Below are 13,848 nucleotides of genomic sequence, written 5' to 3'. Positions count from 1 at the left end.
GGGCGGCGGGGCGGCTCACACGGTCCGCAGCGTGGGCCGGCCCTCCGCCCAGCAGTCGAGCAGATACTGGGCGGACAGCGCGTCCAGGCCGCTCGTCGCCGTGGCCCCGAAGAGCACGTCCGGTGCCAGCGCGGGCTCCTGCGCCAGCAGGCCGCCCACCAGATCGTGCAGCGCGATCACGTCGTGCACGGAGTCGGCGAGGACGTGCTCGTCGAAGAAGCCGGTGGCCGCCGGGCCGAGGCCCAGCCTGCGCAGGCCGTCCGCCACGTTCTTGTTCGCCAGCGAGGACGTCATCTCCGCGAACGCGAGATGGCCCGCGAGCGCTCCCCGCAGCCGCCGGTGCAGACCGAACAGCGACATGAGGTTGACCGTCGCCAGCATGAGCCCGGGCACGGCGTCCAGATAGGCGCCGTACCGGCCGTCCAGGTCCAGCGCGCCCATCGTCTCGCGGTACAGCTCCGCGTGGATGCGCTCGGGCCGGCCGCTGCCGAACTCGTCGAACTCCACCTCCAGCAGCGCCGCCTTCGCCCGGCCCGTCAGGCGCGGAATGGCCCAGGCGTGCGGGTCGGCCTCCTTGAGCTGGTACGCGGACCGCAGGGTGACGTAGTCCCGCACCTCCGCGAGGGTGGCCTCGTCCCGCACATGGCGCGAGAGCGGCGGCCCGGGCTCGTCGGCGATCCGGTTCAGCGCCGCGATGACCGCGGCGGCGTCCTCGGGCGGCTCGGCGCCGAACCGGTCGCGCAGCGCCGCCTCGAACGGCCGCTCCAGCCGGCCGCGCAGGGCCAGCACCGCGGGCTCCCACTCCCAGCGCTCGTCCACGCCGGCGAAGCCCCGGTAGTGCAGTTCGTAGCACACGTACAGGGCGAGGTGATGGTCGTCGCCGGTGAGCGGGTCGTCCTCGGCGGCGGGCGCGGCGAAGTCGCCCGGCTCGCCCGCCAGCGCCCCCAGCAGCGCCTCCGTGACCGGCCCCCGTGGCTCCGGCAGCTTCGCGACGCCCTGGTCCGACAGATCGGGGACAGTTGTGCGAGCAGCAGCCACGGAAGCCTCCTCGGCCCGGCGCCCCGACGGGTAGCCGGTTGTCATATGTGTCGTACCGCCTCACCACAGTACGGGCGGCACACCGGACACCTCAACACATGACCGCGGCAGGCGACCGCACTTGGCCGGGTCCTGCGTGCCCGGCCGGATTCCGTGGCCGCTTCCGTGGTGTCACCGTGCGGCCGCGCGGCTGTCCACGCGGCGGAGGATGTGTCCGGTGGGGACCGGCCCGTATGACCGGGGCCGTCACCGGTCCGGATCCGGGGCGCGGCCGGCGAGGAAGGCCAGGGCGACGGCGGCCTCGCAGGCGATGCCGGTGGCGATGACGTCCTCGTCGATGGTCATCCTGGGCGAGTGCAGTGCCGGTGCCTCGTGCGGTGCGCGGTCCGGCGGGCAGGCGCCGAGGAAGGCCAGGGCGCCGGGCACGGCCTGGAGGACGTAGGAGAAGTCCTCCGCCGTCATCTGCGGGGCGGGCAGGACGTCCACGGCCCCGGCGCCGAGCGCGTCGGCGGCGGCCCGCAGCACGAGGCCGGTGACGCCGGGGTCGTTGACGGTGACCGGGTAGCCGGGGTCGATGACGGCCTCCGCCGTGGCCCCGTGCGCGGCGGCCACTCCGCCGGCGACCCGGGCGATCGTCTCGTGCAGCCTCAGCCGGGTCGGCCCGGCCAGCGTGCGCAGCGTACCGGCCAGTTCGGCGGTGTCCGGGATGACGCCGGCGGCGGTGCCCGCGGCCAGCCGGGTCACGCTCAGCACGGCGCTGTCGTCGGCGGCCACGCCCCGGGTCAGCGCCGTCTGCAGCGCGAGCACGATCTCGCAGGCCACCGGCACCGGGTCGCAGGCGGTGTGCGGGGCCGAGGCGTGGCCGCCGCGGCCCCGGACGACGACCCGGAACCGGTCGGAGGCCGCCATCTGCGGTCCCGGCCGCAGCCGTACCGCGCCCGCCGGCAGGTTCGGGTGCACATGCAGGGCGAACGCGGCCTCGGCGCGGGTGCCGGACGCCTCCAGCACGCCTTCCTCGATCATGAGGCGGGCTCCGTGGTGGCCCTCCTCGCCGGGCTGGAACATGAACACCACGCGTCCGGCGAACGCGGCGCGCCGCCCGGCGAGCAGCCGCGCGGCCCCCACCAGCATCGCCATATGGGCGTCGTGCCCGCAGGCGTGCATCAGCCCCGGGGCCCGGGAGGCGAACGGCAGACCGGTGTCCTCGGTGACCGGCAGCGCGTCCATGTCGGCCCGCAGCAGGATCGTCGGACCGTCGCCCGCCCCGGTGAGGGTCGCGGTGACGGAGGACAGGGCGCGGCCGGTGCGGATCTCCAGGCCGAGGCCGTCGAGCGCGTCCAGCACCAGGCGCTGGGTGGCCGGCAGGGTGAGGCCCTCCTCGGGGCCGCGGTGCAGGGCGCGGCGCAGGGCGACCGCCTGCGGGGCCAGCCGGCGCGCCTCGCCGAGCAGGTCCGGTACGGCGGGGGCGCCGGCCGCCGACAGATGCGCGGCGGGACCGGGCGGGCCGGGCGGGTCCCGGGGCGGAGGTGTCATCCGGCGGTTCTCCTTCCGGCGACCGGCGCTTGGCCGGCGGTACGTCCCCACGGTAGGGAGCGCGGTGCCGGCCGGACAGTCCCTCCCCGGCCCCGGCGCACCGGAATCCGGCCAGCGCCGTCCGGCGTCAGGATGGCGGATTTGGCCCCCTGACCGGGAGCCGACGCGCTGACATGATCGGAAGCGGAAAGTCCGCAGGCCCGAGTGAGCGTAAGGACCCACCCATGGCGATGTCCGTGTCCGCGGCACTACTCCGGCGCCCCTGGGAGCGGGACGAGAACGAAGGGCGGCGGCACGCCGGCCGCGTGCCGGCCGAGCGTGGCCCGGGGCCCGAGCCCTGGTCCGGCGGGGCGCGCCGGGCGGCGGCGCCTTCCTTCGGAGCCCACCACGAGACGATCCCGTCCCGGCACCGCGAGGCCGCGTCGGGCAAGCCACCACGGGCCGGGTACGGCGCCCGGACCGGCGCACCCCGCGTACCGCGCCTCCCGGAGCGGCACGGTGTACCCGCCACGCACTTCCGGCCGGCGGTGTCGGCGCCGCCGCGTCCCGACGAGGCCCGCGGTCACGCCGTCACCTCCCCGCACCGGGGCCCCTCCTCCGCGGTACGCCTGCCCACCCCGCCACGAGCACCGAGCCCGCTGTGGCGCGACGCGTTGTCCGCCGCCCACACCGCGGGCGCACGCCGTGTGCGGCAGGAGGCGCACGGGGACGGCGCGCTCTGATGGTGTCGACGTCACGAGCAGGGGGCGGCCCTGCGCCGACCCCGGTGGTCCGGCTGCGGCTGGAAGTCGACGGCATCCCGCGGGAGCTGTGGCTGAAACTGGAGAGCTACAGCCCGTACGGATCCGTCAAAGGGCGTACCGCGCTCGCGCTGTGGCGGGACGTCGAGGCGCGGGTGGACCCGGCGGCGGGGCTGGTGGAGTCCACGTCCGGGAACCTCGGGCTGGCGCTGGCCGCGCTGGCCGCCGCCCACCGGGTGCCGTTCACCGCGGTGGTGGACCCGCGCACCAGCGCCGCGCTGCTGTACGACATCCGCGCGCTCGGCGCCCGGATCGTCACGGTGGACACCCAGGACGGCGCCGGCGGCTACCTCCTGGGCCGGCTGGACCGGGTGCGGTCCCTGCTCCGTGAGCGGCCCGGCCTGGTCTGGACCGACCAGTACCACAATCCGGCCAGCCCGAACGCCCACACCACCGGCACCGCGCCCGAGCTGCACCGGCAGACCCGCGGGCAGCGGATGAGCGTGCTGGTGGCCGTCTCCACGGGCGGCACCCTGGCCGGTTTCCGGCGCTACGTCGAGGAGTCCGGCCCGGACTGGGAGCTGGTCGGTGTGGACGTGACCGGTTCGGCGGCCCTCGGCGGTACGGCGGGCCCGCGCCTGCTGTCCGGCATCGGCGCCAGCCGCCGGTCCGCGTTCCTGCCCGACGGACACCGGCCCACGGTGCACATCGACGCCCAGGAGGCGGTCACGGTGTGCCTGTGGCTGCGCGACACCGCCGGCGTCGGCGTCGGCGGCAGCGCCGGGGCCCTGGTCGCGGCGGCGCTGCGGAGGTTCCGGGCCGACCCCGCGTGCACCAGCGCCGCCTGTCTGTGCCCCGACGGCGCCGACCGCTACCTCGGCACCGTCTACTCCCCGGACTGGCGCAGCGCCCACGGCCTGACCGGGACCGCCCCGCCGCCCGGCGTCCGCCTCCTGGCCGCCGACGGGCCCGTACCCCGGACCGAGGGCACGGGATGACCCAGGCAGGCGGCGCCGGACGGGACTGGTACGCCAAGGCGGGCGTCCGCCGCGATCCGCGCCGGCTCCGTGGGACGAACCGAGCACCGGACGCCTGTACCTGCCCTCAGCCCGTACGCCGGCCACCCCCGGGTGCGGGCGACGGGAGTGCTCGCGGCAGACGGCGCCCGTGACGCCGTACACGCGGCGGGCCTGCTGACCGAGACCGAAGGAGACGACTGGTGACGGAGGAATCACGCGTGCCCGCACACCCGACCCTGACCGGCCCCGGCGGACCACCCGCCCGGGACCTCGCCGGACCGCCCGACCTGCTCGGCGTCCCGACCCCCGCGCCCGAGCGGGGACTGTTCACGCTGGCCGAGGTGGAGCCCGAACGGCTGCGCCGGCTCGTCGCCCGCTCGGTGGAGCTGTTCCGGGACCGGACGGCCCACGACCGGCCGCTGCGGGACCGGGTGGTCGGAGTGCTGTTCACCCGCACCTCCACCCGTACCCGGACCGCCTTCCAGACCGGCGCCGTCCGGCTCGGCGGCACGCCCGTCACCTACGGGCCCGGCGACCTTCAGTTGAACACCGGCGAGTCGCTGCCGGACACCGGCCGGGTCCTCGGGGCCATGCTGGACCTGCTGGTCGCGCGCACCGCCGGGCCGCTGACGGAGCTGCGGGAGCTGTCCCGGGCCGGCCGGCTGCCGGTGATCAACGCGATGGCGGCCGAGGAACACCCCACGCAGGGTGTGTGCGACCTGGCCGTACTGACCCTGGCCTACGGCGACTTGAGCGGCATCCGGCTGCTGTACACGGGGGAGGGCAACAACACGGCGACGGCCCTGGCCCACGGGCTGGCGACGGTGCCCGGCGCCCACGTCACCTTCGCGACCCCGCCCGGCTACGGCCTGCCCGCCGACGCGCTCGCGCTGGCCCGCAAGAACGCCGAAGCCGTCGGGGCCCGGCTCGACGAGATCCACGACCTCGCGGACGCGCCCGCGGAGGTGGACGCCGTGTACACCACGCGCTGGCAGACCACCGGCACCAGCAAACCGGACGCGTCCTGGCGGGAGATCTTCCGCCCGTTCCACGTCGACGCCGCGCTGCTCGACCGCTGGCCGGGCGCGCTGTTCCTGCACGACCTGCCGGCCCACCGGGGCGACGAGGTCGCCGGCGAGGTGCTGGACGGGCCGCGCTCGCTGGCCTGGACCCAGGCCGCGATGAAGCTGACCAGCGCCATGGCCGTCCTGGAACACGCCGCCGAGTCACCGCCCGCCTGACCCGGGGCCCCGCACCACCCGGCGCGGAAGCGGAGCCGGCGGGCGGCCACGCTCCGCGGCCGGGTCCGCCGCCTCCCGACCGGTGAGCCCGGACACGCCGGGCGCGAGCCGCCGCCCCGGCCGGACCGTGTTGTGGGTCTGCCGTCCCGGCTGGGCCGGGACGGCCGGTGAGCACCAGTAGGCTGCCGTACCCGGCCCGCGCGCCCCGCAATCGGTCCGGGTCCGGCAGGACGGCGTCGTGGAGCCGGGTCGGTGGCGCGTTCGCCGGCTCCGCCGGGGCGAGTCCGCGCTCGCTCGGCATGGTGCTGACCGGTATCAGGGTTCACGGGAGACTGATCCGGCCACTCGGCCACCGCGCGCCACGGCCGGAACGGCGCGGTCCGGCACCCCGGCGGCCGGCCGGCGGAAGAACGGCGTTCACCACCCTCACATCCGCTCTCCCGGCACAGGTCACGCGCACGCCAACCGGCCTCGGCAGAACAGGAGCGGCGGGCCGCACCACACCGGGTCCGCCGCCGCTGCCGCCGAACCGGCCCGTCACCTGGAGTGAGCCATGACCGGCGTTCCCACGCTCGACCGTCCCGCGCAGCCCGCCCCACCCGCCCGCTACACCGTCGCCCTCGCCCGCGACGAGGCCGACGTCCGGGCCGCGCAGCGGCTGCGGTACCAGGTCTTCGCCGGGGAGCTGGGAGCCCTGCTGGGCGACGCGGAGCCGGGGCACGACATCGACGCCTTCGACGCCTACTGCGACCACCTCCTGGTGCGGGACACCGCGACCGGGCAGGTCGTCGGCACCTACCGGCTGCTGCCGCCCGAGCGGGCCGCGGTCGCCGGACGGCTCTACGCCGAGGGCGAGTTCGACTTCACCGGGCTCGGCGCGATCCGGTCCGGCCTGGTCGAGGCCGGCCGCTCCTGCGTCCACCCCGACCACCGCGACGGCGCCGTCATCGGCCTGATCTGGGCCGGCATAGCCCGCTACATGACCGGCCGGGGCCACGAGTGGCTGGCCGGCTGCTGCTCCGTCCCGCTCGCCGACGGCGGCGCCCTCGCCGCCGGCACCTGGGAGCGGGTCCGCGCCGGACACCTGGCGCCCGAGGAGTTCCGGGTCCGGCCGCTGCTGCCCTGGACCCCGCCCGCCGCCCGGGCCACGGCCGGTCCCGGCGAGCTGCCCGCCCTGCTGCGCGGCTACCTCCGGCTCGGCGCCTGGGTGTGCGGCGAGCCCGCGCACGACCCGGACTTCAAGGTCGCCGACCTGTACGTCCTGCTGTCGATGCGCCGGATCCACCCGCGCTATCTGCGGCACTTCCTCTCCCTCGTCCCGGCCGGATGAGCGGCTGGCTGCCCACCGCGCCCTGCACCCCGGCGGCCTGCGCGGAGCCGGACCGGCCCGCCGTGGCCGTCGCCCGTGCCGCGCTGCGGCTGACCGCCGTCGCGGCCCTGGTGCTGGCCGGGATCGCGCTGTCCCCGGTCGTCCGGGGGCGGCGCGGCGCGCGGGGGAGGAGGTCCGCCGAGTGGGTCCGGCGGTGGTGCCTGGTGATCGTGCGGGCCGCCGGGGTCCGGGTCCGCGTCACCGGCGCCGCCCCGCCGGCCGGCGGGCTGCTGCTGGTCGCCAACCACGTCTCCTGGCTGGACGTTCCGCTGCTCGCCGCCGTGCGCCCGGCCCGGATGGTCGCCAAGGCCGAGGTCCGGCGGTGGCCCGTGGCGGGCGCGCTCGCCGCGCGCGGCGGCACCCTGTTCATCGAACGGGACCGGCTGCGCGCCCTGCCCGGCGCGGTCGCCCGGATCGCCGCCGCCCTGCGCGCGGGCGCGGCCGTGACCGCCTTCCCCGAGGGCAGCACCTGGTGCGGGCGCGCCCAGGGCCGGTTCCGCCGGGCCGTCTTCCAGGCCGCGCTGGACGCGGGCGTACCGGTGCAGCCGGTCGTCCTGCGCTACCGGCGGCTGGACGGCGGCCCCGGCACCGCGGCGGCCTTCGTCGGCGAGGACACCCTGCTCGCGTCCCTGTGGCGGGTGGCCCGCACCCGCGGCCTGGTCGCCGAGGTGGAGATCCGGCCGGTGCTCCCGCCCGGCGTCCACCCCGACCGCCGGACCCTCGCCCGCGCCGCCCAGCCGCCCGCCCCGGAGCCGGCCTGGACCCACACGGCCCTGGTCACGAGCGGGTGGCCGCGGGAGCCGGCGAAAGCACGCGGACCGGCGAGAACAGGCGGGCCGGGGAGAACACGCGGGCCGGAGACAACAGGCGGGCCGGCGAAACCGCGGGCCGGGCACGGTGCTCAGGGCATGACCCGCGCCAGATAGGGTGCCGTCGCGCTGCCCGGCGCGCGGGCCACCTGGTCCGGCGGGCCGGCCGCCACGATCCGCCCGCCCCGGTCGCCGCCGCCCGGCCCCAGGTCGATCACCCAGTCGGCGCCCGCGACCACCGTCATGTCGTGCTCCACCACGACGACCGTGTGCCCGGCGTCGACCAGCCCGTGCAGCCGGTCCATCAGCACCTCGACGTCGGCCGGATGCAGCCCGGTCGTCGGCTCGTCCAGCAGGTACAGGGTGTGGCCCCGGCGCCCCCGCTGGAGTTCGCTCGCCAGCTTGATCCGCTGTGCCTCGCCGCCGGACAGCTCGGTCGCGGGCTGACCGAGCCGCAGATAACCGAGGCCCACGTCGAGCAGGGCGCCGAGACTGCGCGCGGCGGCCGGGCTGTCCGCGAAGAACTCCGCGGCGGCCTCCACGGTCAGGTCCAGCACCTGCGCGATGTTCCGGCCCCGGTAGGCCACTTGCAGCGTCTCGGGGCGGTAGCGGGCGCCCGCGCAGTCCGGGCAGGGCGCGTACGTGCTCGGCAGGAACAGCAGTTCCACGCTGACGAAGCCCTCGCCCTGACAGGTCTCGCAGCGCCCGCCGGGGACGTTGAAGGAGAACCGCCCGACCCCGTAACCGCGCGCCTTCGCCTCCGCGGTGCCGGCGAACACCTTCCGTACGACGTCGAACAGGCCCGTGTAGGTGGCCAGGTTGGACCGCGGGGTGCGGCCGATGGGCTTCTGGTCGACCCGGACCAGCCGTCCGACACCGGGCACGTCCTCGGTCAGCTCGCCGATGAGCGTGGACTTCCCCGAGCCGGACACACCGGTGACCGCGGTGAAGGCGCCGACCGGGAACCGGGCCGCCACCTCGCGCAGATTGTGCCGGGTCACCGGGCCCACCGTCAGCCAGCCGCGCGGCTCGCGGACCCGGCGGACCGGCCCGGGCGACTCGTCGAAGAGGTACCCGGCCGTCACCGACCGGGCCACCGAGGCCAGTTCGGCCGGCGGCCCGCTGTACAGCACCCGCCCGCCGTGCTCGCCCGCGCCCGGTCCCACGTCGACGACCCAGTCGGCGCCGCGCACCACGTCCAGGTGGTGCTCCACGACGAACACCGAGTTCCCGGCCGCTTTCAGCCGGTCCAGCACGGTGAGCAGCGCCTCGGTGTCCGCCGGGTGCAGTCCGGCGGACGGCTCGTCCAGCACGTACACCACGCCGAACAGTCCGGAGCGCAACTGGGTGGCGAGCCGCAGCCGTTGCAGCTCGCCCGCGGAGAGCGTCGGGGCGGCCCGGTCCAGGCTGAGGTAGCCGAGGCCCAGCTCGATCACCGGCGCGATCCGGGACTTCACGTCCGCCGTGAGCACCCGGGCCGCCTCCGAGCGGCCGTCGAGCAGCGGGACGAGGTCGGTCAGCGGCAGCGCGGCCAGCTCGGCGATGGTCCGCCCGCCGAACGTCACCGCGAGCGCCTCGGGCCGTAGCCGGCTGCCCGCGCACGCCGGGCAGGGCGCGCTGGTCAGGAACCGCTCCGCCTTCGCCCGCAGGGTGGCCGACCTGGTGTCGGAGAACGTCTTCAGCACATACCGGCGGGCACTGGTGTAGGTGCCCTGGTACGGCCGCTGGATGCGGTCCGCGTCCCGCACCGGGTGGACGGTGACCACCGGCTGCTCGTCGGTGAACAGGATCCACTCGCGCTGCTCGGCGGGCAGCTCGCGCCAGGGCCGGTCCACGTCGTACCCGAGCGCGTCCAGGATGTCCCGCAGGTTCTTGCCCTGCCAGGCGCCCGGCCAGGCCGCGACGGCCCCCTCGCGCACGGACCGCGACGGGTCCGGGACCAGCAGCTCCTCGGTGGTGTCGTGGACCTGACCGAGGCCGTGGCAGGCCGGACAGGCACCGGCCGCCGTGTTCGGCGAGAACGCGTCCGAGTCGAGCCGCGCGGCACCGGGCGGATAGGTGCCGGCGCGCGAGAAGAGCATGCGCAGCGAGTTGGACAGCTGGGTGACCGTGCCCACCGAGGAGCGCGAGGTCGGTGCCGAACGGCGCTGCTGGAGCGAGACCGCGGGCGGCAGCCCGGTGATCTCACCGACTCTGGGCGCCCCGACCTGGTGGATCAGCCGGCGCGCGTACGGCGCCACCGACTCGAAGTACCGCCGCTGGGCCTCGGCGTACAGGGTGCCGAACGCCAGGGAGGACTTGCCCGAGCCGGAGACGCCGGTGAACACGGCCAGTACGTCCCGGGGGATGTCCACGTCCACGCCCTTGAGATTGTGCTCGCGGGCGCCGCGGACGCGGACGTACGGATCATGGGAACTGTGCATCGGGGGCCTACTCTATGCCGCCCCCGAGCGCTACGACCGCGGAGGGTTGCCCCGGTCCCCGCGGGTGCCGAACTCGTCCCTCGCCTTGTCCTGCCCGGTGTCGACCTGCGACCGGTACTTGTCGCCGGTGCGCTGGTCGATGTAGTCGCCGCCCTTGTCGATGCCCTTGTCGGCCACGCCCTCATGGCCCTTGAGCATGCCCTTGATCTTGTCCATGAAGGACATGGCAGCCCTCCTCGTCGATTGCGGCTTGCCCTTTCAGGGTCACCGGCCGGGGCCGGGTCCGCATCTCGGGCGGCTCAGCGGCCCGGCGCGAAGAGCGCGGCGAGCCGCCGGTAGGAGTCCAGCAGGGCCGTACGGTCGTATGTGCTGGTGGTGACGAGCACTTCCGCGGCGCCCGTCTCCTTCAGCACCGCCTCCAGCTCGTGGGCGACCTGGTCCGCGGTGCCCGCGATGTGCCCGGCGAGCCCGGACGCGTACAGCTCCCGCTCCCTGGCGGTCATCGTCCGTGCCTCGACCGCCTCGGCGGGGGCGAGCGGCGGGAACGTGCCGTGCGTGCGGGAGTGCGCCAGCGCCCAGGCCTCGGGGACCAGCAGTCGGCGCGCCGCGGCCTCGGTGCCGGCGACCGCGACCGTGCCGGAGATCACCACGTACGGCTCGGCGGCCCAGCGGGAGGGGCGGAACAGGGAGCGGTAGCGGTCGACGCCGCGCAGCAGCTTCTCGCGGCCGCGCAGATCCCCGATGACCAGGGGCAGTCCGGCGCGGGCCGCGATCCGCGCGCCCTCGCCGGTGGCCAGCACGAACGGGGGCACGGTCAGACCCTCGGCGGGGCGGGCGCGCACCCCGGCCGGCGAGGCGCCCGTGAACCAGTCCAGCAGCTCGCCGAGCTGCGCCGCGAAGTCCTCCGCGTCGCCCTTGTCCCGGCCGAGTGCCTTGCGTACCCCGTCCGTGAAGCCCACGGAGCGACCGAGCCCCATGTCGACGCGGCCCGGGAACAGCGCTTCCAGGACCCCGAACTGCTCGGCGACGACCAGGGTGCGGTGGTTGGGCAGCATGACACCGCCGGTGCCGACCCGGATGGTGCGGGTGGTGGCGGCGACCGCGGCGGCGAGCACGGTCGGCGCGGAGCCGGCCACCCCGGGCACGCCGTGGTGCTCGGAGACCCAGAACCGGTGGTACCCCAGCGCCTCCGCCTCCCGGGCCAGCGCGACGGTGTCCCGCAGCGCCTCGGCGGGCGGGTGGCCCTCCCGGGTGCGGGAGCGGTCCAGGACGGAGAACCGGGTCCGGCTGATCACAGAGCTGCTCACGCAGGGTTCAACGCCTGCGCGGGCCGGTGATTCCCGCGGCGCGCAAGCGCGGGGGCGTGGGCCCGTCTCCCCCAGGACGCGCCGGCCCGTGCCCGGCCCGGGGTGTTCCACGGCAGGCCGCTGGTTAGGGTGGCCGGTGTGAGTGACAGCAGCGGGCGGCCGATCGCCGTGTTCGACCTCGACAACACGCTGGCCGGCACCGCCCACCGGCAGCACCATCTGGAGGTCCGGCCCCGCGACTGGGAGGCGTTCTTCGCCGCCGCGCCCCAGGACCCGCCGCTCGCCGAGGGCGTGGCGCTGGCCGTGGAGAGCGCCCGCGCCTGCGAGGTCGTCTATCTCACCGGGCGCCCCGAGCGGTTCCGCCGCGACACCCGGGAGTGGCTGGCGGCGCACGGACTGCCCGAGGGGCGGCTGTTCATGCGCCGCGACGCCGACCGCAGGCCGGCCCGGTCCACCAAGCTGGAGATCCTGCGCCGGCTCGCCCGGGACCGCGAGATCCGCTTCCTCGTGGACGACGACGAGCTGGTGTGCGACGCCGCCGAGCAGGCCGGGTTCACGGTCGTACGGGCCCGCTGGGCGGTGTCGTCGGACGCGCTGCGGGAGGCGCAGGAGCGGGAGGGCCGTACCTGACGCCGCCGTGCCCGGGCGGCTCGGGTCCCGCGTCCTGCCGGGGGCGGCTCAGGTGCCGTCCTCGATGCGGAAGCCGACCTTCAGACCCACCTGATAGTGCTCGATACGGCCGTCCTCGATCTGGCCGCGCACCTGGGTCACCTCGAACCAGTCCAGGTTGCGCAGGGTCTGGCCGGCGCGGGCGATGCCGTTGCGGATGGCCTGGTCGACGCCCTCGTGCGAGGTGCCGACGATCTCGGTGACCCGGTAGGTGTGGTTCGACATGCGGGTGCTCCTCTCGTTCACGCCGTACTCCACCGTGCCGTATCCGCGCCGCCCCCGCACGGCGTCCCGTCCGTACCGCCCGGTAACGCTTGACCTCCGCATTGGTACATACCAAAATCACCCCACCCGTACGAGCCTTCCCGCTCGTCCCCCCACGCCGGGCCCCCGACCGCTGTCCCAGCACCCTTGCCAGACAGAACAGGACCCCTCGTGAGACGTCGTCTGCTCGCCCTCCTCTGTGCCACCGGCTCCCTCGTCAGCGCCTGCGGAATGCTCCCCGGCGGCCACGAGCGCACGACCGTCACCGTCTGGCTGATGAAGGACAGCGCCTCCGGGGAGTTCCTGCGGCGGTTCACCGAGGACTTCGAGCGCACCCATGACGACCTGCGCCTCGACATCCGCATCCAGGAGTGGACCGGCATCGTGGAGAAGGTCCGCGCCGCGCTCAAGGCCGGCCCGGGAGCCGGCCCCGACGTCATCGAAGTCGGCAACACCCAGGTGCCGCTGTACGCCGACGGCGGCCGGCTGGCCGACCTGACCCTGGAGTCGATGCGGGACTGGGGCAAGGAGAAGTGGCTGCCGGGCCTCGCCCAGCCCGGCAAGGACGGCAACAAGCAGTACGGCGTGCCCTGGTACGCGGCCAGCCGGGTCGTCGTCTACCGCAAGGACCTCTTCCGGCAGGCCGGCATCGACGGCCCGCCGAAGACCCGCGACGAGTGGCTCACCGCCACCGAGAAGCTGAACAGCGGCGGCAACCAGGGGATCTACCTCGCCGGGCAGGACTGGTACACGCTGTCGGGGTTCATCTGGGACGAGGGCGGCGAACTCGCCGAGGAGAAGGACCACGAGTGGCTCGGCACCCTGGACAGCCCGGCCGCGCTGCGCGGCATGGACTTCTACCGCCGGCTCCAGGCACTGGGCGAGGGCCCCGCGGCGGCCGACGAGGAACACCCGCCGCAGGCCGGGGTGTTCGCCGGCGGCAAGGTCGCCCAGATCATCGCCGTACCGGGCCTCGTCCAGGCGGTCCTGCGGAAGAACCCGGAGCTGACCGGCGAGATCGGCTTCTTCCCCGTGCCCGGCCGCACCGCCGGCCGGCCCGGCGCCGTCTTCACCGGCGGCTCCGACCTGGTGGTGCCGCAGAACACCGACGACCAGTTCGCCGCGACCACCGTCGTCGGGGCGCTCACCGGCGCCAAGTGGGACACCGAGCTGGCCCGCACCATGAACTACGTGCCCAACAAGACCACCCTCGCCGGCGCGGTCGCCGGCGAGGAGGGGGTCGCCGCCATGGCCGCGGGCGCGGCGCACGGCCGGGCGACCCCCACCACTCCCCAGTGGGCCGACGTCGAGGCCGACAACCCGATCAAGGAGTACATGACCCGGGTGCTCCAGGGCGGGGACCCGGCGACCGAGGCCCGCCGCGCCTCCCGGCAGATCACCGAAGCGCTCGTCCCGGACCTGCGCTGAGCCGCCGG

13 protein-coding genes are annotated in these 13,848 nt (G+C 75.7%); 7 read left to right on the top strand and 6 right to left on the bottom strand.

The annotated features are described in order from the left end of the window. Positions 1-15 precede the first annotated feature (15 nt). The gene (locus tag ACH4OA_RS01710; RefSeq protein WP_397945556.1) at positions 16-1,038 is read right to left on the bottom strand and encodes an iron-containing redox enzyme family protein; all 1,023 of its coding nucleotides are present in this window, start codon (positions 1,036-1,038) and stop codon (positions 16-18) included. 246 nt (positions 1,039-1,284) lie between these two features. Then, the gene (locus tag ACH4OA_RS01705) at positions 1,285-2,571 is read right to left on the bottom strand and encodes a M20 family metallopeptidase (RefSeq protein ID WP_397967105.1); all 1,287 of its coding nucleotides are present in this window, start codon (positions 2,569-2,571) and stop codon (positions 1,285-1,287) included. A 224-nt stretch (positions 2,572-2,795) separates the two neighbouring features. Between ACH4OA_RS01705 and ACH4OA_RS01700 the strand changes: the two genes are divergently transcribed. The 5 genes from ACH4OA_RS01700 (at position 2,796) to ACH4OA_RS01680 (ending at position 7,866) form a co-directional block, all read left to right on the top strand. Beyond that, positions 2,796-3,293 (top strand): hypothetical protein, encoded by a 498-nt coding sequence (locus tag ACH4OA_RS01700; protein WP_397967104.1) that lies wholly within the window; start codon positions 2,796-2,798, stop codon positions 3,291-3,293. Continuing rightward, positions 3,293-4,309, top strand: coding sequence for a pyridoxal-phosphate dependent enzyme (locus ACH4OA_RS01695; RefSeq protein ID WP_397935127.1), 1,017 nt, complete (start codon positions 3,293-3,295; stop codon positions 4,307-4,309). The genes ACH4OA_RS01700 and ACH4OA_RS01695 overlap by 1 nt, the downstream gene beginning before the upstream one ends. 221 nt (positions 4,310-4,530) lie before the next feature. Continuing rightward, positions 4,531-5,571: an ornithine carbamoyltransferase gene (locus ACH4OA_RS01690; RefSeq protein WP_397967102.1), complete on the top strand. Its 1,041-nt coding sequence runs from the start codon at positions 4,531-4,533 to the stop codon at positions 5,569-5,571. Between the two features lie 553 nt (positions 5,572-6,124). Beyond that, positions 6,125-6,901 (top strand): GNAT family N-acetyltransferase, encoded by a 777-nt coding sequence (locus ACH4OA_RS01685; RefSeq protein ID WP_397967099.1) that lies wholly within the window; start codon positions 6,125-6,127, stop codon positions 6,899-6,901. Further along, positions 6,898-7,866 (top strand): lysophospholipid acyltransferase family protein, encoded by a 969-nt coding sequence (locus ACH4OA_RS01680; RefSeq protein ID WP_397967097.1) that lies wholly within the window; start codon positions 6,898-6,900, stop codon positions 7,864-7,866. Before ACH4OA_RS01685 ends, ACH4OA_RS01680 begins: the two co-directional genes overlap by 4 nt. Here the strand turns inward: ACH4OA_RS01680 and ACH4OA_RS01675 are convergent. The 3 genes from ACH4OA_RS01675 to ACH4OA_RS01665 all read right to left on the bottom strand — a co-directional run bounded on the left by ACH4OA_RS01675 (position 7,842) and on the right by ACH4OA_RS01665 (position 11,479). Beyond that, the gene (locus ACH4OA_RS01675; RefSeq protein ID WP_397967094.1) at positions 7,842-10,172 is read right to left on the bottom strand and encodes an ATP-binding cassette domain-containing protein; all 2,331 of its coding nucleotides are present in this window, start codon (positions 10,170-10,172) and stop codon (positions 7,842-7,844) included. The genes ACH4OA_RS01680 and ACH4OA_RS01675 overlap by 25 nt on opposite strands. 30 nt (positions 10,173-10,202) lie before the next feature. After that, the gene (locus tag ACH4OA_RS01670) at positions 10,203-10,397 is read right to left on the bottom strand and encodes an antitoxin (RefSeq protein WP_365873298.1); all 195 of its coding nucleotides are present in this window, start codon (positions 10,395-10,397) and stop codon (positions 10,203-10,205) included. Positions 10,398-10,471: 74 nt separating this feature from the next. Then, positions 10,472-11,479, bottom strand: coding sequence for an LLM class flavin-dependent oxidoreductase (locus ACH4OA_RS01665; protein WP_397967092.1), 1,008 nt, complete (start codon positions 11,477-11,479; stop codon positions 10,472-10,474). 138 nt (positions 11,480-11,617) lie between these two features. Between ACH4OA_RS01665 and ACH4OA_RS01660 the strand changes: the two genes are divergently transcribed. Next, on the top strand, positions 11,618-12,109 hold the full coding sequence (locus tag ACH4OA_RS01660; RefSeq protein ID WP_397967090.1) for a hypothetical protein: 492 nt from the start codon (positions 11,618-11,620) through the stop codon (positions 12,107-12,109). A gap of 48 nt (positions 12,110-12,157) precedes the next feature. On the opposite strand, the gene ACH4OA_RS01655 is transcribed toward ACH4OA_RS01660, so the two are convergent. Continuing rightward, complete coding sequence (locus ACH4OA_RS01655) at positions 12,158-12,373, bottom strand: dodecin (protein ID WP_365873304.1); 216 nt, start codon at positions 12,371-12,373, stop codon at positions 12,158-12,160. Between the two features lie 210 nt (positions 12,374-12,583). Here ACH4OA_RS01655 and ACH4OA_RS01650 point away from each other — a divergent pair, with 210 nt between their 5' ends. Beyond that, on the top strand, positions 12,584-13,840 hold the full coding sequence (locus ACH4OA_RS01650) for an extracellular solute-binding protein (protein ID WP_397935115.1): 1,257 nt from the start codon (positions 12,584-12,586) through the stop codon (positions 13,838-13,840). Positions 13,841-13,848: the final 8 nt, after the last annotated feature.

The organism is Streptomyces sp. NPDC017095, assembly GCF_044332325.1.
Taxonomy (GTDB): Bacteria; Actinomycetota; Actinomycetes; order Streptomycetales; family Streptomycetaceae; genus Streptomyces.
Note: the sequence above shows the minus strand (reverse complement) of the source record. Positions and strands in the feature narration are given on the sequence as shown.